General features: G+C 72.0%; 13 protein-coding genes. 4 read left to right on the forward strand and 9 right to left on the reverse strand.

What is annotated here, in order from left to right:
• Positions 1 to 6: 6 nt before the first annotated feature.
• The 4 genes from HNR57_RS27990 to rpsA all read right to left on the reverse strand — a co-directional run bounded on the left by HNR57_RS27990 (position 7) and on the right by rpsA (position 3,772).
• Positions 7 to 387, reverse strand: coding sequence for a tetratricopeptide repeat protein (locus HNR57_RS27990; protein WP_033310634.1), 381 nt, complete (start codon positions 385 to 387; stop codon positions 7 to 9).
• A gap of 50 nt (positions 388 to 437) precedes the next feature.
• Positions 438 to 1,058: a dephospho-CoA kinase gene (coaE, locus tag HNR57_RS27995; RefSeq protein WP_184564155.1), complete on the reverse strand. Its 621-nt coding sequence runs from the start codon at positions 1,056 to 1,058 to the stop codon at positions 438 to 440.
• Positions 1,059 to 1,113: 55 nt separating this feature from the next.
• Positions 1,114 to 2,052: a PAC2 family protein gene (locus HNR57_RS28000; protein WP_184564157.1), complete on the reverse strand. Its 939-nt coding sequence runs from the start codon at positions 2,050 to 2,052 to the stop codon at positions 1,114 to 1,116.
• 226 nt (positions 2,053 to 2,278) lie between these two features.
• A complete protein-coding gene (gene rpsA / locus HNR57_RS28005) occupies positions 2,279 to 3,772 on the reverse strand; it encodes a 30S ribosomal protein S1 (RefSeq protein ID WP_033310631.1) in 1,494 nt (497 codons plus the stop codon).
• A 314-nt stretch (positions 3,773 to 4,086) separates the two neighbouring features.
• Between rpsA and HNR57_RS28010 the strand changes: the two genes are divergently transcribed.
• Positions 4,087 to 4,947 (forward strand): class I SAM-dependent methyltransferase, encoded by an 861-nt coding sequence (locus HNR57_RS28010; protein ID WP_376772296.1) that lies wholly within the window; start codon positions 4,087 to 4,089, stop codon positions 4,945 to 4,947.
• 36 nt (positions 4,948 to 4,983) lie between these two features.
• On the forward strand, positions 4,984 to 7,524 hold the full coding sequence (gene hrpB, locus HNR57_RS28015) for an ATP-dependent helicase HrpB (protein WP_184564159.1): 2,541 nt from the start codon (positions 4,984 to 4,986) through the stop codon (positions 7,522 to 7,524).
• On the opposite strand, the gene pgfA is transcribed toward hrpB, so the two are convergent.
• The 3 genes from pgfA to HNR57_RS28030 form a co-directional block, all read right to left on the reverse strand.
• Entirely contained in the window at positions 7,514 to 8,506 is a 993-nt protein-coding gene (pgfA, locus tag HNR57_RS28020) for a cell envelope lipid trafficking protein PgfA (protein ID WP_184564161.1), read from the reverse strand. The two genes, hrpB and pgfA, sit on opposite strands and share 11 nt — an antisense overlap.
• A 25-nt stretch (positions 8,507 to 8,531) precedes the next feature.
• Positions 8,532 to 8,666, reverse strand: coding sequence for an SPW_0924 family protein (locus tag HNR57_RS28025; RefSeq protein ID WP_114251457.1), 135 nt, complete (start codon positions 8,664 to 8,666; stop codon positions 8,532 to 8,534).
• Positions 8,667 to 8,827: 161 nt separating this feature from the next.
• A complete protein-coding gene (locus HNR57_RS28030; RefSeq protein WP_184564163.1) occupies positions 8,828 to 10,570 on the reverse strand; it encodes a lytic transglycosylase domain-containing protein in 1,743 nt (580 codons plus the stop codon).
• 342 nt (positions 10,571 to 10,912) lie between these two features.
• Here HNR57_RS28030 and HNR57_RS28035 point away from each other — a divergent pair, with 342 nt between their 5' ends.
• Entirely contained in the window at positions 10,913 to 11,770 is an 858-nt protein-coding gene (locus HNR57_RS28035) for a DUF4184 family protein (RefSeq protein ID WP_184564165.1), read from the forward strand.
• Here HNR57_RS28035 and HNR57_RS28040 read toward each other — a convergent pair.
• On the reverse strand, positions 11,688 to 12,413 hold the full coding sequence (locus tag HNR57_RS28040; protein WP_184564167.1) for a hypothetical protein: 726 nt from the start codon (positions 12,411 to 12,413) through the stop codon (positions 11,688 to 11,690). The genes HNR57_RS28035 and HNR57_RS28040 overlap by 83 nt on opposite strands.
• Positions 12,414 to 12,668: 255 nt before the next feature.
• Positions 12,669 to 15,395, reverse strand: coding sequence for a DNA polymerase I (gene polA / locus HNR57_RS28045; RefSeq protein WP_184564169.1), 2,727 nt, complete (start codon positions 15,393 to 15,395; stop codon positions 12,669 to 12,671).
• 209 nt (positions 15,396 to 15,604) lie between these two features.
• On the opposite strand from polA, the gene HNR57_RS28050 reads away from it, so the two are divergent.
• Complete coding sequence (locus HNR57_RS28050; RefSeq protein WP_184564171.1) at positions 15,605 to 17,884, forward strand: FdhF/YdeP family oxidoreductase; 2,280 nt, start codon at positions 15,605 to 15,607, stop codon at positions 17,882 to 17,884.
• Positions 17,885 to 17,888: the final 4 nt, after the last annotated feature.

A 17,888-nucleotide genomic window follows, 5' to 3' on the forward strand; every position in this document is an offset into this window, starting at 1 on the left:
GCCGGCTCACGAGTCGAAGTTCGCCGCCTTCAGGAACTCCGGGTTCGGGTCGAGCGCGGCCGCCAGCCGGAAGTGGCGCTTCGCCTGGTCGGGACGGCCCTGACGCTCATAGGTGCGGGCGAGCGCGAAGTGCGCGAACGCGTTGTCCGGCTCCCGCTCCAGGACGATCTGGAACTCCAGCTCCGCCGGCCTCAGCTGCGCCGCGGCGAAGAAGGCACGCGCCCGCAGCAGCCGCGCCGCGGTGTTCTCCGGGTGCGTGGCGATGACCCCGTCGAGCAGCTTCACCGCGCCCCGCGGGTCGCGCGCCGCGAGCAGTTGCTCGGCGGCGCGGAAGTCGATGACATGCGTCTCCGGGGTACGTCCGGTGGAACCGCTGGTCTCGGGCACGGCAGAGTCCTTCCCTCACTGGACGGGTTCAACGCCCCGGCCGGGTGCCGCTATTCCACGGGAGACGGCCGGGGCGCCTGCGACCTGCGCACCAGCTCGGCCCACACGTCCTTCACCCGCTGCTCCAGCTCCTCCAGCGGGACGTCGTTGTCGATCACGATGTCCGCGATCTCCCGGCGCTGCTCGCGCGTCGCCTGGGCGGCCATCCGCGCGCGGGCGTCCTCCTCGGTCATGCCGCGCAGCCGGACGAGCCGGTCGAGCTGGGTCTCGGGGGCCGTATCGACGACGATCACCAGGTCGTACAGCGGTGCCAGGCCGTTCTCCGTGAGGAGCGGGACGTCGTGGATGACGACCGCGTCCTCGGCGGCGGCCTCCTCCAGCTCGCGGGAGCGGGCGCCCACCAGGGGGTGCACGATCGAGTTGAGGGTGGCGAGCTTGTCCGCGTCGGCGAAGACGATGGCGCCGAGGCGGGGCCGGTCCAGGCTGCCGTCGGCGGCCAGGATCTCCTCCCCGAAGGCCTCGACGACCGAGGCGAGCCCCGGCGTCCCCGGTGCGACGACCTCCCGCGCGATGCGGTCCGCGTCGATCAGCACGGCCCCGCGCTCGACGAGCAGCCGTGACACCTCACTCTTGCCGGCACCGATGCCGCCGGTCAGGCCCACCTTCAGCATGTCCGGCAGCTTAGGCCCTGCCACTGACAGGGCCATCGGCCGGGCCGTACCGGGGTCAGTTGTCGCCTTCTCGTTCCGCCAGGAACTTCTCGAACTCCTGGCCGATCTCGTCCGCCGACGGGATGTCCACCGGCTCGGCGAGCATGTTGCCCCGGGACTCGGCGCCCGCGACGGCGTCGTACTGGTGCTCCAGGCCGTCGATGAGCGCGGTGAGGTCCTCGTCGCCCTCGCGGATCTGCCGGTCGATCTCCGTCTGGGTGCGGTGGGCGTCCGACCGCAGCGCGTGGGCGATGCCCGGCAGGACCAGTCCGGTCGCCGCCGTGATGGCCTCCAGGACCGTCAGGGCCGCGTCCGGGTAGGGCGAGCGGGCGATGTAGTGCGGGACGTGGGCGGCCACGCCCAGGACGTCGTGCCCTGCCTGGAGCAGGCGGTACTCGATGAGGGACTCGGCACTGCCGGGCACCTGCGCCTCCTCGAACGGGCTGGGGTGGCCCGGGACGAGGTCGGTGCGGTTGCCGTGCGGGGTGAGGCCCACGGGCCGGGTGTGCGGGACACCCATGGGGATGCCGTGGAAGTTCACGGAGAGGCGGACGCCGAGCCGCTCCACGATCTGCTTCACGGCGGCGGCGAAGCGCTCCCACTCCACGTCCGGCTCGGGGCCGGACAGCAGCAGGAAGGGTGCGCCGGTGGCGTCCTGCACGAGCCGGACCTCAAGGGCGGGGTCCTCGTAGCCGCTCCAGCGGTCGCGCTTGAACGTCAGCAGCGGGCGGCGGGCCCGGTAGTCGACGAGCCGGTCGTGGTCGAAACGGGCGACCACCTGGTGGGGCAGCGAGTCGAGCACCCGGTCGACGATCTGGTCGCCCGTCTCGCCGGCGTCGATGTATCCGTCGAAGTGGTAGAGCATGACAAGTCCGGCCGACTCCTGGGCGAGCGCCATGTCGACGACGGCCAGCCCCTTCGGCTCCCAGGCGTACAAATCCTGCGGATCAAGCACAGTGACCGCTCCTCCTCGTGTTCACACTCCACAACGCCGTTACGGGCGTGGGCATTCCCGCAGGAGGAGATTCATGATCTTGACAGTGGGGGCAGCGCCCCTCAGGGCGCGGGGAACTGCGCGACACGCCCCCACGGCCCGCAGCCGAACGACGGCCCGAAAACACCAAGGGGCCGCACCTCGAAAGGTACGGCCCCTTGATCAGGAACTACAGCTCAGTGGGCGTTCAGCTCTGCCCACCGGCCAGCTTCTCGCGCAGCGCGGCCAGCGCCTCGTCCGAAGCCAGCGCGCCGGAGTTGTCCGGGCCCTCGGAGGAGTACGAACCGCCACCGGACGCGGCCGGAGCGGCGGCCTCGCCACCCTCGGCAGCGGCCTTCTCGTCCGCCTCGCGGGACTTGATGACCTGCGCCTGGTGCTGCTCGAAGCGCTGCTGCGCCTCGGCGTACTGGGTCTCCCACGCCTCGCGCTGGGTCTCGTAGCCCTCGAGCCAGTCGTTGGTCTCGGGGTCGAAGCCCTCGGGGTAGATGTAGTTGCCCTGGTCGTCGTAGGACGCGGCCATGCCGTACAGGGTCGGGTCGAACTCGACCGAGGCCGGGTCGGCACCGAAGGACTCGTTGGCCTGCTTCAGCGAGAGGCTGATGCGACGGCGCTCGAGGTCGATGTCGATGACCTTGACGAAGATCTCGTCGTTGACCTGGACGACCTGCTCCGGGATCTCCACGTGGCGCTCGGCCAGCTCGGAGATGTGGACCAGACCCTCGATGCCCTCGTCCACGCGGACGAACGCACCGAACGGAACCAGCTTCGTGACCTTGCCGGGCACGACCTGGCCGATCTGGTGGGTGCGGGCGAACTGCTGCCACGGGTCTTCCTGGGTCGCCTTCAGCGACAGGGAGACACGCTCGCGGTCCATGTCGACGTCGAGGACCTCGACGGTGACTTCCTGGCCGACCTCGACAACCTCGGACGGGTGGTCGATGTGCTTCCAGGAGAGCTCGGAGACGTGGACCAGACCGTCGACGCCACCCAGGTCCACGAAGGCACCGAAGTTGACGATCGAGGAGACGACGCCGGAACGAACCTGACCCTTCTGGAGGGTCGTGAGGAACGTCTGGCGGACCTCGGACTGGGTCTGCTCCAGCCAGGCACGGCGGGACAGGACCACGTTGTTGCGGTTCTTGTCCAGCTCGATGATCTTGGCCTCGAGCTCCTTGCCCACGTAGGGCTGGAGGTCGCGGACACGGCGCATCTCGACCAGGGAGGCCGGGAGGAAGCCACGGAGGCCGATGTCGAGGATGAGACCACCCTTGACGACCTCGATGACGGTACCGGTGACGATCCCGTCCTCTTCCTTGATCTTCTCGATGGTGCCCCAGGCACGCTCGTACTGGGCGCGCTTCTTCGAGAGGATCAGGCGGCCTTCCTTGTCCTCCTTCTGGAGAACAAGGGCTTCGATCTCGTCACCGACGGCGACGACCTCGTTGGGGTCGACGTCGTGCTTGATCGAGAGCTCGCGGCTCGGGATCACGCCTTCGGTCTTGTAACCGATGTCGAGCAGGACCTCGTCCCGGTCGACCTTCACGATGACGCCGTCGACGATGTCGCCGTCGTTGAAGTACTTGATCGTCTCGTCGATCGCGGCGAGGAAGGCTTCCTCGTTACCGATGTCGTTGACCGCTACCTGCGGGGTGGTGGCGGTGGTCTCGGTGCTGCTCGTCATGTGGGAAAGGGCTCCGGTACGGACATTGAAGTCGTAGGTACTGCTACGCCGGGAGCCCGTTTCGCTCTGCAGAAGCCGGACAGCCAAGGAAGCGCCACGCGGAAACGGTGGCGCCTCGACAACCGAGGGGACATACATACAGATGCGAGCGCAGCCTGCTACGTCTGAGGTGCGCAGGCCCGCAGCGCAACTTGTAGCATACGGGGGCAGCCGGGCAGGGTCAATGCGCGAAGCCGCCCACGCGGGGCGGATCGCCGCATTCCCGGCACAAGTCGTGTCGTCCGAGGCCACGCGGGCCGTACGACGCCCCCTTTGTGCCACCGCCGGGACCGGCTGGACGGAAGAGTACGACGAGGGAGCCGATCATCCAAGAGTCCGAAGCGTCCGAACCCGAGGCCACCCGGCGTGATGCCGATGGCGCGGAAAGTTCCCGGGCCAATCGTGGCTGGTGGGACCGCAACGCGGACGAGTACCAGATCGAGCACGGCACGTTCCTCGGCGACGACCGCTTCGTCTGGGGGCCCGAGGGCCTGGACGAGGTGGAGGCCGAACTGCTCGGCCCGCCGGAGGGGCTGAAGGGCCGCGACGTGCTGGAGATCGGCGCCGGCGCCGCCCAGTGCTCGCGCTGGCTGACCGCCCAGGGCGCGCGGCCGGTCGCCCTGGACATCTCGCACCGGCAGCTCCAGCACGCGCTGCGGATCGGCGGTTCCTTCCCCCTGGTGTGCGCCGACGCCGGTGCGCTGCCCTTCGCGGACGGCTCGTTCGACCTGGCCTGCTCGGCGTACGGGGCGCTGCCCTTCGTCGCCGATCCGCGCCAGGTCCTGCGGGAGGTGCGCCGGGTGCTGCGGCCCGGGGGCCGGCTCGTCTTCTCGGTGACGCATCCGATCCGCTGGGCCTTCCCGGACGAGCCGGGGCCGGAGGGCCTGTCGGTGTCGGCTTCCTATTTCGACCGCACTCCTTATGTCGAGCAGGACGACGAGGGCCGGGCGGTCTACGTGGAGCACCACCGCACGCTGGGCGACCGCGTCCGGGACGTCGTGGCGTCGGGCTTCCGGCTGGTCGACCTGGTGGAGCCGGAATGGCCCGTCTGGAACACGTCCGAGTGGGGCGGCTGGTCTCCGTTGCGCGGGAACCTGATCCCCGGCACGGCGATCTTCGTGTGCGAGCGGGACTGACCTACGGGCTCTTCCCCGGCGTACGACACTGAGGGCGTGATCCGTGACGACGCCCTGGCCTCCCTGCCCGTACGCGCTGCCCTGCCCGCACTGCGCGAAGCCCTCGACGGGCACGGCACCGCCGTCCTCGTGGCGCCGCCCGGCACCGGCAAGACGACCCTGGTGCCGCTGGCGCTGGCGGGACTGCTCGGGGAGGGGCCCGGGCGGCGGGTGATCGTGGCCGAGCCGCGGCGGATCGCCGCCCGGGCCGCGGCACGGCGGATGGCATGGCTGCTGGGTGAGAAGCCCGGCGAGAGCGTCGGCTACACCGTGCGCGGGGAACGAGTCGTCGGCCGGCACACGCGCGTGGAGGTCGTGACGACCGGCGTGCTCGTCCAGCGGCTGCAGCGGGACCAGGAGCTGGCCTCTGCCGACGTGGTGGTGCTCGACGAGTGCCACGAGCGGCACCTGGACGCGGACACGGCCGCGGCCTTCCTGTGGGACGTGCGTCAGACGCTGCGTCCGGAGCTGCGGCTGGTGGCCGCCTCGGCGACGACCGACGCGCGGGGGTGGGCGCGGCTGCTGGGCGGGGCGCCGGTGGTGGAGGCGCAGGGCACGGCGTATCCCGTGGAGGCCGTGTGGGCGCCGCCGGTGCGGCCCGTACGCCCGCCGCACGGCATGCGGGTCGATCCGGCGCTGCTGGCGCATGTGGCGTCGGTGGTGCGGCGGGCCCTGGCCGAGCGCGAGGGGGACGTGCTGTGCTTCCTGCCGGGGGTGGGCGAGATCGCCCGGGTCGCCGGGCAGCTCGGGGGGCTCGGGGATGTCGAGGTGCTCCAGGTGCACGGGCGGGCGCCGGCGGCCGTACAGGACGCGGTGCTGGCGCCCGGGGAGCGGCGGCGGGTCGTGCTGGCCACCTCCGTCGCGGAGTCGTCTCTGACCGTGCCGGGGGTGCGCGTGGTCGTGGACGCTGGGCTGGCGCGCGAGCCGCGGGTGGATCACGCGCGCGGGCTGAGCGCGCTGACGACGGTGCGGGCGTCGCAGGCCTCCGGGCGGCAGCGGGCCGGGCGGGCCGGACGTGAGGCGCCGGGGACGGTGTACCGGTGCTGGGCGGAGGCCGAGGACGCGCGTCTGCCGCGGTATCCCTCGCCGGAGATCAAGGTGGCCGACCTGACGGCGTTCGCGCTCCAGGTGGCGTGCTGGGGGGATCCGGATGCGTCGGGTCTGGCGCTGCTGGACGGGCCGCCGAGCGGGGCGATGGCGGCGGCGCGGGACGTACTGGCGGCGGTGGGCGCGGTGGACTCCGCCGGGCGGGCCACGGAGCGGGGAGTCCGGCTGAGCCGGGTGGGGGTGCATCCCCGGCTGGGGCGGGCGCTGCTCGACTCCGTCCCGTTCGTGGGGGCGGAGAGGGCCGCGGAGGTCGTGGCGCTGTTGAGCGAGGAGGCTCCGCGGGAGTACGGCGATGATCTGGCCGGTGCTTTGCGTCGTGCCCGGCGTGGGGGTGACGCCTATTCCGGGCGGTGGCGGAGTGAGGTCCGGCGGCTGCGGGCCTCCGCCGGGGAGATGTCCCGCCCCCCTGCCGGTGACGGGCGTCCGGAGGCCGGGGCAGACGGCCTCGGGAAACTCTCCGAAGATCGGCAAGTGGGCCTCGTCGCCGCTCTCGCCTTTCCCGAGCGGGTCGCCAAGGCCGAGGGCGGGTCGTATCTCATGGTGTCCGGGACGCGTGCGGAGGTCGGCGCGGGGAGTGCGCTGCACGGGGCGCAGTGGGTGGCCGTCGCCGTGGCGGACCGGCCCGTCGGCAAGGGGCACGCGCGTGTGCGGTCGGGGGCGGTCGTGGACGAGGACGTGGCCCGGCGTGCCGCAGGGTCGCTGCTCGGTGAACGGGACGAGGTCCGGTGGGACGGCGGGGACGTCGTCGCCCGGAGGGTGGAGCGGCTGGGGGCCGTGGAGCTGGCGGTGCGGGCGCTGAAGGACGCCGCGCCCGGGCTCGTGCGCGACGCGCTGCTCGACGGGCTGAGGCGGGAGGGATTCGGGCTGCTGCGGTGGTCGGCGGAGGCCGATGCCCTGCGGCAGCGGCTGGCGTTCCTGCGGCTCCATGTCGGGGCGCCCTGGCCGGACGTGTCCGACGGGGCGCTGCACGCGCGCGTGGAGGAGTGGCTGGAGCCTGAGTTCGGGCGGGCGCGGCGGCGGGCCGATCTGGCGCGGATCGACGCCGGGCAGGCGCTGGCCCGGCTGCTGCCCTGGGCCTCCGGAGAGGCGGGGCGGCTCGACGAGCTGGCCCCGGAGCGGATGACCGTGCCGAGCGGTTCGAGGATCCGGATCGACTACTCCCGGCCCGAGCAGCCCGTGCTGGCGGTGAAGCTGCAGGAGATGTTCGGGCTCCAGGAGTCGCCCCGGGTCGCCGGGGTGCCGCTGCTCGTGCATCTGCTGTCCCCGGCCGGGCGCCCGGCCGCCGTCACCGCGGATCTCGCCTCGTTCTGGCGGGACGGCTACCGGGGCGTGCGGGCGGAGCTGCGGGGGCGGTATCCGAAGCATCCGTGGCCCGAGGACCCGGCGGGTGCCGAGCCGACCCGGCACACCAACGCGCGGCTCAGGCGCTGACCGACGACGGTTCCTCGGCCGCCGTGGGTGCCGGGCCCGAGAGCCGGCGGCCGCGGGCCTCCAGGTACAGCGCGAGGGCCAGCAGGAGGACGCCGAGGGTCAGGAAGCCCCAGGGCAGGTAGGACGTCATCACCAGGACGAGCAGGCGCTGGGACTTCACCAGGTCGACGGTGTGCGTGATGTAGTCCTCGCGCATCTTCACGTGGCCGGCGAACGCGGTCACCTTGTCGCGGTCGCCGAGGAGAGTGCCGCCGCGCAGTTCCTCCCGGTGGATCTCCTCTCCGTACACGGGGGCGCCGGTGAGGGGTTCGACCCAGAACTTGCGGACCGTGGTGTACCAGCGGGTCGTGCCGGTCTGTGCCACCGCCTCGGGGGTGAGGCCCTCGACGGGCAGGGTCTTGGGGATCTTCACCTTGGTCCAGGGGATGGTCTGCTCGAAGTAGTAGACCTCCAGGCCGCGGAAGTCCTGGGTGCCCTCGTACGTGATGGGCGCGGTGACGCGGGCCTGGGCGTCGAAGTACTCGTAGTCCCGTTTCTCCGTCAGGAAGGGCCACTTGAACTCGATGCCCGTGCGGCGCACCGGGTCACCGTCGACCATTTCGCCGGTGGCGTGGACGGGTTCCTGGGTGTGGGCGTCGAAGATGTAGCGCTCGGGGATCTTGGAGACCATCTCGCCGTCGGGGCCGACGACGTAGGACAGGCCGTCCCAGACGACGACGTCCCGCCCGGCCGACTCCTCGATCCGCTCGGAGGCCTCCACGTTGCCCTTGAGGGTCTGGACGATGGTGACCTTGGGGACCTTCTTCGCCCGCATGGTGCCGTAGTCGAGGAGGGTGGCGTCCTTCGCCTCCAGGACCATGTCCTGGTACTGGTTCGCGGGGACCTTGGCGAGGCGCGGGAAGGCGTACCAGCGCAGCAGCGGGGACAGGGCCGCGAAGAACACGGCGAGGGCGAGCAGGACCAGGCCGGCCTTGCGGCGCATCTCGGCCTCCCTCCCGGGCGGGCGGTCAGGGGTGTGCGGGCACGGTCGTCAGCAGCGGCTTCGGGGACGTCCCGCCCGAGGGCGAGCCGAGGGCGGTCAGCGTCAGGACCACCGCGAACGCGACGGCGAGACCGGTGGCGGCGGCGATGAGGGCGCGCATACGGAGCCTCCCCACGGGTCGTGAAGGGTCGTGACGGAACGAGAACTGATACTCCGTCAGGTTTCTCGGCACCGTAGCAACGCGCGGCGGAGATGAGAACACGTTGCACACACAACGACGCCCCTCCGTATAAGAGGGGCGTCGTGTGTCGTACCTGAGAGCTATGCGCTCGGACTGGCCGACGGGCTCGGCGAGGACGTCTCGGCCGCCGCCACGGTCAGTTCGACGGTGAGCGTCGCTCCGCCGGCCGTGGTGATGCGCAGCAGGAACGTGCCGGTCGTGTCGTCCGCGTACAGCTTCGGCAGCTTCAGCAGGCCCTTCGCGTCCGTCTTCAGGCCCGTGAGGGTGCGGACGGTCTTGCCGTCGGCGTCCTTGAAGTAGGGGCCCTTGCCGTTGGCGGTCGGGTTGTCCGCCGACGTGATCAGCGTGGCGGTGGCCGCGACACCGTCGGCGACGGCGCCCTGGTAGGTGGCCTTCACCTCGACCTGGTTGGCGAACTCGCCGCCGGGGGCGCAGGTCAGCGCGGTGTCGCCGGTGCGGGCGAGGGCGTCCGCGGCGCGCTCGGTGACGGTGGCCTTGTAGTCGAGGCCCGGGACGGTACGGCCCACGACGGTGGCGCGGACGGTGACCGCTCCGGTCTTCTCCCCTGCCTGCAGGGCGGGTGCCACGGCGACGCCGGAGCTGTTGGTGGCGACCGTGGCCACGCTCTCACCGCCGGTGAAGGTGGTGTCCGTGTCCCCGACGATCGTGAAGCGGACCCTGACCTTGGCGACGGCCTTGCCGGCCTCCGTCTCGGCGCGGGTGCTGATCCGCTTGCCGAACGTGTCGCCGGCCATGGCGGTGAGCTTCGCCGTTCCGGCGTCCTCCAGGTGGTCCACCGTGTCGGTGGGAGTGGGGGGCGTCGTGGGCGGCGGCGTGGACGGCGGGCCGGGCGGGGTCGTGGGCGGCTTCGGGGTCGTCGTACCGCCGCCGGGCTTGCCGGGATTGCCGGGCTTGGAGCGCTCGGGACCGGGTGTCGGGCTGCCGGGAGCGGTGGTGCCCGGCGTGGTGGGCGTGGGGCTCGCGCCCGCGCCGTCGTCGCTGCGGTTGCCGGGCAGCGTGCCGGTGCCGTCCGGGACCTCGTGCGTGCCCTTGCGGTAGTACTCCAGCCACCTCATGACGAGGTTCAGGTACTCCCGCGACTGGTTGTAGCTGAGGATCGCCCGGTCGAGGTCGTCCTGGTCGGACAGGTCCCAGTTGTTGCGGCAGAGGTAGTGGCCGGCGGCGAGCGCGGCGTCGTAGATGTTGTTGGGGTCCTTCTTGCCGTCGGCGTTGCCGTCGCGGCCGGCCCAGGCCCAGGTGGAGGGGATGAACTGCATGGGGCCGACGGCCGAGTCGTACGTGCTGTCGCCGTCGTACGCGCCATCGTCGGTGTCCTTGATGAGGGCGAAGCCGTTGCCGTCGAGCTGGGGGCCCAGGATCGGCTTGAGGGTGGTGCCCTCGGCGTCGACCCGGCCTCCGCGGGCCTGTCCCGACTCCACCCGGCCGATGGCGGCGAGGAGTTGCCAGGGCAGGTTGCAGCCGGGCTTCTTCTCGCGCAGCGCGGACTCGGCCTTCTTGTAGGCGTCGAGGACGGTCGCGGGGATGCCGGCTTCCGTGGCGCCGGTGCCGCCCGGGCCGGGGCCCGTGGACGGTGACGGGTTGGGACTCTTGAGCGGAGGCAGATCCGTGTAGTACGGCGAGTTGCCGGTGGCGCTGCCGTCGGAGGCACTCGCTTCGGGTGAGGGCGTGGCGTCGGCAGCGGTCTGTCTGCCGTGGTCGTTCACACCCGGAGCCTGGGAGGCGGACAGGGCCGCGACCGCGACCGCGGCCACGGCGGTGGTCGCCGCTCCCTTGCGCAGCCTCCTGCCGAATTGCGCCGCCATAGAGTGAACCCCTCCCGTGGACGCCCGAGCGCCCGGTCTACGTCTGCAGTGTTCGCCCTGTTGTGACGATCCAACCGCCCGAGGGGTTGCCCTTGGACGGCCACAACTCTGTTCTCTTGCGTGCTCTGCTCTTAACCGCGTTCACGTCATCGACGCGCTCCCCGCGCGGCGACTCTGGCGACCCTACGACAACTTCCTTTGCTCGGGCACCCGTTCGTGACCGTTTTTCACCAGTTGGTCATGTGCTCATGGGAACGCCGTCGACGGAGCGGCATCCCGCATACTGGGCCACTGACCGCCGGGCGTACCGGCCTGGTGCAACGACCGTCACGGGGAGCCGAGTTGCCGTTCACGCTGAGCCATGCGGCAGCCGTGCTGCCCGCCGTCCGCACCGACGGCACCGGCCGGGGCCCGCTGGTGCCCGCCGTGCTCGTGGCGGGTTCCTTCGCACCCGACATGACCTACTACGCGGCGAGTGTGCTGTCCGGGGCGATGCAGTTCGGCGACGTCACGCACGCCCTCCCGGGTGTCTTCACGGTCGATGTCCTCATCGCCTGGGCGCTGGTGGGGCTGTGGCTGCTGGTGCGCGAGCCGCTCGTCGCGTTGCTGCCGCGGGCCCGGCAGGGACAAGTGGCGGCCCTGCTGCGGTGCGGGGCGCCGCGCGAGCGGGTGCGGCCGTCGCTGGTGGCGCGGTGGTACCTGTCCGCGGTGCTCGGTGCGCTGACCCATGTGGTGTGGGACGCGTTCACGCATCTCGACCGGTGGGGCATGCGGTTGTTTCCGGCGCTGGGCCGGGAGGTGGCGGGCTCGCCGCTGTACTGGTACCTGCAGTACGGCGGTTCGGCGGTGGCCGCGGTCGTGATCGCCGTGTTCGTGGCGCGAGCCCTGCGGCGGGTGCCCGTGGGCGAGCCGGTGGGGGTCCCGCTCCTCGCGGTACGGGACCGGTGGGCGGCCGCCGCCCTGATCGGCGGCTTCGCGCTGGTGGGGGCCGTGCAGCGGGCGTGGCGGTGGTGGGCTTACTGGGGCTCGGCCGCGAAGCCGTGGGAGATCATTCCGACGGTGTGTTTCGGCGCGGGCGCGGGACTCGTCCCGGCGCTGCTGCTCTACGCCGTGGGGGTCAGGGCGCGGCGTCCGGTTCCGTTCCCCACCGGTCCTGCCCCGGCCACCGAGACGGAGCCGAGCCGCCCGGCCGCTCACTGAGCGTGCTGTCCGTCGTGATGTACACGGTGATGGTGGTGTGCGCGGGGCGGGGACGTGGCAGCAGGGTGAGGACGAGAGCCAGGCAGTCGCGGGCCAGCCGGGCCCAGGGGCGGGAGGGTTTGCCCGGCGTACCGGACATGCCGGCGGGCCGGGTCCCGGTGAGTGGGTGACCGGCGACGGCGGACAGGTCGGCGATGGTCAGCGTGTTGTCGACGCCGATGACGCCGGCGAGGGCGGCCAGAGCGTCGGTGCCGGTGAGGCCGGTGAGTGCGGCGAGGGCGTCCGTGTCGGCGGGACCGGTCAGGGCGAACAGGGCATCGGTGCTGGTGAGGCCCAGCAGAGCAGCGGTTTCGGCGAGGCCGGTGAGGGCCGCCGGAGCGTCGTTGCCGGCGAGCGCGGGGGTGGCGGGCGGGCCGTCCGCACCGGGAAGAACCGTGGCGGCGGTCAGGGCGCCGGTGCCGGCGGAGCCGGTCAGCCGCCGTCGGCGCGTGGCCGAGCGCTGCCGGAGGTCCGCCGTCGCGTGGCGCAGGGCCGTGGTGAAGGTGACGGGGACGCGAACCGTACTCGCGGCGGCCTCGAACGCCGGGACCGGCGGCAGTGCCGCGCCTGGTGCCCTGCGGCTGAGGAGCGTGCGTATACCCATGCCCCGCATCTTTGCGAGCACCATGGGCGCAGGCGTCTTCTCGGGGGCCACGCGAGTGACGGTTTCAGTGGTGGCCGGGGCGGGGGCGGGTGACCAGGGCGGGCCGGTGCCCCGGCTGAGGCGGGCCCCCAGGGCCCGGCCCGGGCAGGGCTCCGGCGCCTCGGGCATGCCGGCCCTCGGCACCCCGGCCGGCACGGGGCCCGGGCCACGGGAGACTCCCCCCACCCGGGCCACCGCTCTGTTCCACCCGGCGGGCTAATGCGCCGCCGACTCCCAGTCCGGGCCCGCGCCCACCGAGACGCCCAGGGGGACGCGGAGGTGGACGGCGTTCGCCATCTCCCGGCGGACCAGTTCCTCGGCGGCCGCCCGCTCCCCGGGGGCGATCTCCAGGACGATTTCGTCGTGGACCTGGAGGAGCATGCGGGAGGCGAGACCGGCGTCCTTGAGGGCGTCGTCGACCTTGAGCATGGCGATCTTGACGATGTCGGCCGCGGTGCCCTGGATGGGCGCGTTGAGGGCCATCCGCTCGGCGGCCTCGCGGCGCTGGCGGTTGTCGCTGTTGAGGTCGGGCAGGTAGCGGCGGCGCCCGAAGAGGGTGGCCGTGTAGCCCGTGGCGCGGGCCTCGTCGACCGCCCGGCGCAGATAGTCCCGTACACCGCCGAACCGCTCGAAGTACGCGTCCATCAGGGCGCGGGCCTCCGCCGCCTCGATGTTCAGCTGCTGGGACAGGCCGAAGGCCGAGAGCCCGTAGGCCAGGCCGTACGACATGGCCTTGATCTTGCGGCGCATCTCGGCGTCGACCGCGGTCGGCTCGACCGCGAAGACCTGGGAGGCGGCCGTGGTGTGCAGGTCCTCGCCGGAGGTGAACGCCTCGATCAGGCCCTCGTCCTCGGAGAGGTGCGCCATGACGCGCAGCTCGATCTGGCTGTAGTCGGCCGTCATCAGTGACTCGAAGCCCTCGCCGACGACGAAGCCGCGGCGGATGGCGCGGCCCTCGTCGGTGCGGACCGGGATGTTCTGGAGGTTCGGGTCCGTTGAGGACAGGCGGCCGGTGGCGGCGACGGTCTGGTTGAACGTCGTGTGGATGCGGCCGTCCGCGGCGATCGTCTTGATCAGGCCTTCGACGGTCACGCGGAGCTTGGCCTGCTCGCGGTGGCGGAGCATGATCACCGGCAGCTCGTTGTCCGTCTGGGCGGCGAGCCAGGCCAGGGCGTCGGCGTCCGTGGTGTAGCCGGTCTTGGTCCGCTTGGTCTTGGGCAGGGCCAGCTCGCCGAAGAGGACTTCCTGGAGCTGCTTGGGCGAGCCCAGGTTGAACTCGTGCCCGGCTGCCGCGTGGGCCTCCTTGACGGCCTGCTGGACGGCACCGGCGAACATCTGCTCCATGGCCTCCAGGTGGGGCCGGTCGGCCGCGATGCCGTGCCGCTCCATGCGGGCGAGCAGCGCGGACGTGGGCAGCTCCATGTCGCGCAGCAGGTCGGCGGCGCCGACCTCCTCCAGACGGCTCTCGAAGGCCTCCCCCAGGTCGAGGACGGTCCGGGCCTGGATCATCAGGGCCTCGGCCTCGGCGCCGTCGTCCGCGCCGAAGGCGAGCTGGCCGTCGGCCGCGGCGGCCGGGGTCAGCTCGCGGTGCAGGTACTCCAGGGACAGCGCGTCCAGGTCGAAGGAGCGGCGGCCCGGCTTGACCAGGTAGGCGGCGAGCGCGGTGTCCATGGTGACGCCCTCGACGCTCCAGCCGTGCTCGGCGAAGACGCGCATGGCGCCCTTGGCGTTGTGGAGGACCTTGGGCCGGGTGGCGTCGGCGAGCCAGGCCGCGAAGGCCCTCTCGTCGGCCTCGTCCAGCTGGGAGGGGTCGAACCAGGCGGCGGGGCCGCCGGGCGCGGCGAGGGCGACCTCGGCGACCGAGCCGGTGCCGAGCGCCCAGGTGCCGACCGTGGCGATGCCGAGGGGCTGGGTGCCGTGCTCGGTGAGCCAGGCGGGCAGCTCGCCGGTGGAGAGCACCGTGCCGTCCAGCTGCACGCCCTCGGTGCTGATCGGGGTGGTCTCGGCCTCCTCGGCACCGGGGTCGACGGCGAAGAGCCGCTCGCGCAGCGAGGGGTTCCTGATCTCCAGGGTGTCCAGGATCATCGCGACGGCCTTGCGGTCGTAGGCCGTGCGCTCCAGATCGGTGACGCCCTTGGGGAGCTCGACCCGGCGCTCCAGCTCGGTGAGCCTGCGGTTGAGCTTGACGGATTCCAGGTGGTCGCGGAGGTTCTGGCCGGCCTTGCCCTTGACCTCGTCGACGCGCTCGACGAGCTCGGCGAACGAGCCGAACTGGTTGATCCACTTCGCGGCGGTCTTCTCGCCGACGCCGGGGATGCCGGGGAGGTTGTCGGAGGGGTCGCCGCGCAGGGCCGCGAAGTCGGGGTACTGCGCGGGCGTCAGCGCGTACTTCTCGAACACCTTCTCCGGGGTGAAGCGGGTCAGCTCGGAGACGCCCTTGGTCGGGTACAGCACCGTGGTGTGCTCGCTGACCAGCTGGAAGGAGTCGCGGTCGCCGGTGACGATCAGTACCTCGAAGCCCTCGGCCTCGGCCTGGGTGGCGAGCGTGGCGATGACGTCGTCCGCCTCGAACCCGTCCACCGCGAAGCGGGCGACGCCCATCGCGTCCAGGAGCTCGCCGATCAGCTCGACCTGGCCCTTGAACTCGTCGGGGGTCTTGGAGCGGTTCGCCTTGTATTCCGTGAACTCCTGGGACCGCCACGTCTTGCGGGAGACGTCGAAGGCCACCGCGAAGTGCGTGGGCGCCTCGTCGCGCAGCGTGTTGGCCAGCATCGACGCGAAGCCGTAGATCGCGTTCGTCGGCTGGCCCGTCGCGGTGGTGAAGTTCTCCGCGGGCAGCGCGAAGAACGCGCGGTAGGCCAGCGAGTGCCCGTCCATGAGCATCAGTCGCGGCCGGCTGCCGCCGGAGGTCTGGTCGGTCGTCTTCGATGCTGTCTCTGCCACGCCCCCGATCCTGCCACGCCCCACTGACAGTCGGCCCCGCCCGGCCCGTGCCGGAGCGCCCCGCCGGTGCCGGAGCCGGGCGCGTCCGGCCGGGGGCACCGCCCCCTCCCCCGTCCCGGCCTCACCCCCCGGCCCGCCCGCCGTCGCTGTCACCACCGCGTGCGAGGATCGGAGATGTACCTCACAGCGCGGTCGAAGGGGAGTGTGCGATGGCGTCGAAGCCGCCCAAGAGCGATCCGGTTCAGGACGCGCCGCAGGTCGCCGAGCCGAAGCGCGCGGCCGCCGGGCTCCCGGCGATCGGGCACACGCTGCGGATCGCCCAGCAGCAGATGGGCGTGAAGCGCACCGCGCTGACGCTGCTGAGCGTGAACCAGAAGGACGGCTTCGACTGCCCCGGCTGCGCCTGGCCGGAGCCGGAGCACCGGCACAAGGCAGAGTTCTGCGAGAACGGCGCGAAGGCCGTGGCCGAGGAAGCCACCCTGCGCCGGGTCACGCCCGAGTTCTTCGCAGCGCACCCGGTCGCCGACCTGGCCGGCCGCAGCGGTTACTGGCTGGGCCAGCAGGGCCGCCTCACTCACCCCATGTACCTCCCCGAGGGGGGTACGCACTACGAGCCGGTCACCTGGGAGCGCGCCTTCGACATCATCGGTGAGGAGATCGCCGCGCTCGCCTCCCCGGACGAGGCCGTCTTCTACACCTCCGGCCGCACCAGCAACGAGGCCGCCTTCCTCTACCAGCTGTTCGCGCGCGAGTTCGGCACGAACAACCTCCCCGACTGCTCGAACATGTGCCACGAGTCGTCCGGCTCGGCCCTGTCGGAGACGATCGGCATCGGCAAGGGCAGCGTCCTGCTGGAAGACCTGTACCAGGCCGACCTGATCATCGTCGCCGGGCAGAACCCGGGGACGAACCACCCGCGCATGCTGTCCGCACTGGAGAAGGCCAAGGACAACGGCGCGAGGATCATCAGCGTCAACCCGCTGCCCGAGGCGGGCCTGGAGCGCTTCAAGAACCCGCAGACCCCACAGGGCATGGTCAGGGGCGCCGCACTCACCGACCTGTTCCTGCAGATCCGCATCGGCGGCGACCAGGCCCTGTTCCGCCTGCTGAACAAGCTGATCCTGGAGACGGACGGCGCGGTCGACGAGGCGTTCGTGCGCGAGCACACGCACGGCTACGAGGAGTTCGCCGAGGCCGCCCGCGCCGCCGACCGGGACGAGACGCTCACGGCGACCGGTCTGGCCCAGGAGGACATCGACAAGGCCCTGCGGATGGTCCTGGCCTCGAAGCGCACCATCGTGTGCTGGGCGATGGGCCTCACGCAGCACAAGCACTCGGTCCCCACGATCCGGGAGGTCGTCAACTTCCTCCTGCTGCGCGGCAACATCGGCCGCCCGGGTGCGGGTGTGTGCCCGGTGCGCGGGCATTCGAACGTGCAGGGCGACCGCACGATGGGCATCTTCGAGCGGCCCGCCCCGGCGTTCCTGGAGGCGCTGGAGAAGGAGTTCGGCTTCGCGCCCCCGCGCGAGCACGGCTACGACGTCGTACGGGCGATCCGCGCGCTGCGCGACGGCGAGGCGAAGGTGTTCTTCGCGATGGGCGGCAATTTCGTCTCGGCGTCGCCGGACACGGACGTCACCGAGGCGGCCATGCGCCGGGCCCGGCTGACCGTGCACGTGTCGACGAAGCTGAACCGCTCGCACGCGGTCACGGGCGCGCGAGCCCTGATCCTCCCGACGCTCGGGCGTACCGAGCGCGATCTGCAGGGCAGCGGCGAGCAGTTCGTGACGGTCGAGGACTCGATGGGCATGGTGCACGCCTCCCGGGGCCGCCTGGAGCCCGCGAGCCGGCACCTGCTGTCGGAGCCGGCCATCGTCAGCCGCCTGGCCCGCCGGGTGCTGGGCGAGAACAGCCGTACGCCGTGGGAGGAGTTCGAGAAGGACTACGCGACGATCCGGGACCGCATCGCGCGCGTGATCCCGGGCTTCGAGGACTTCAACGCGCGCGTGGCGCGCCCCGGCGGCTTCGCGCTCCCCCACGCCCCGCGCGACGAGCGCCGCTTCCCCACCGCGACCGGCAAGGCCAACTTCACGGCCGCGCCCGTGGAGTACCCGCGGCTGCCGGAGGGCCGCCTGCTGCTGCAGACGCTGCGCTCGCACGACCAGTACAACACCACGATCTACGGCCTCGACGACCGCTACCGGGGCATCCGCAACGGCCGCCGGGTGGTGCTGGTCAACCCGGAGGACGCCCGGGACCTGAAGGTGGCGGACGGGTCGTACGTGGACCTGGTGAGCGAGTGGAAGGACGGCGTGGAGCGCCGGGCCCCCGGTTTCCGTGTCGTGCACTACCCCACGGCCCGGGGCTGCGCCGCCGCGTACTACCCGGAGACCAACGTGCTGGTGCCGCTGGACGCCACCGCGGACACCAGCAACACCCCGGCCAGTAAGTCCGTCGTGGTGCGTCTGGAACAATCGGCGACCGACTGAGCGT

The sequence above is a fragment of the Streptomyces paradoxus genome (assembly GCF_014202475.1).
GTDB classification, from domain to species: domain Bacteria; phylum Actinomycetota; class Actinomycetes; order Streptomycetales; family Streptomycetaceae; genus Streptomyces; species Streptomyces paradoxus.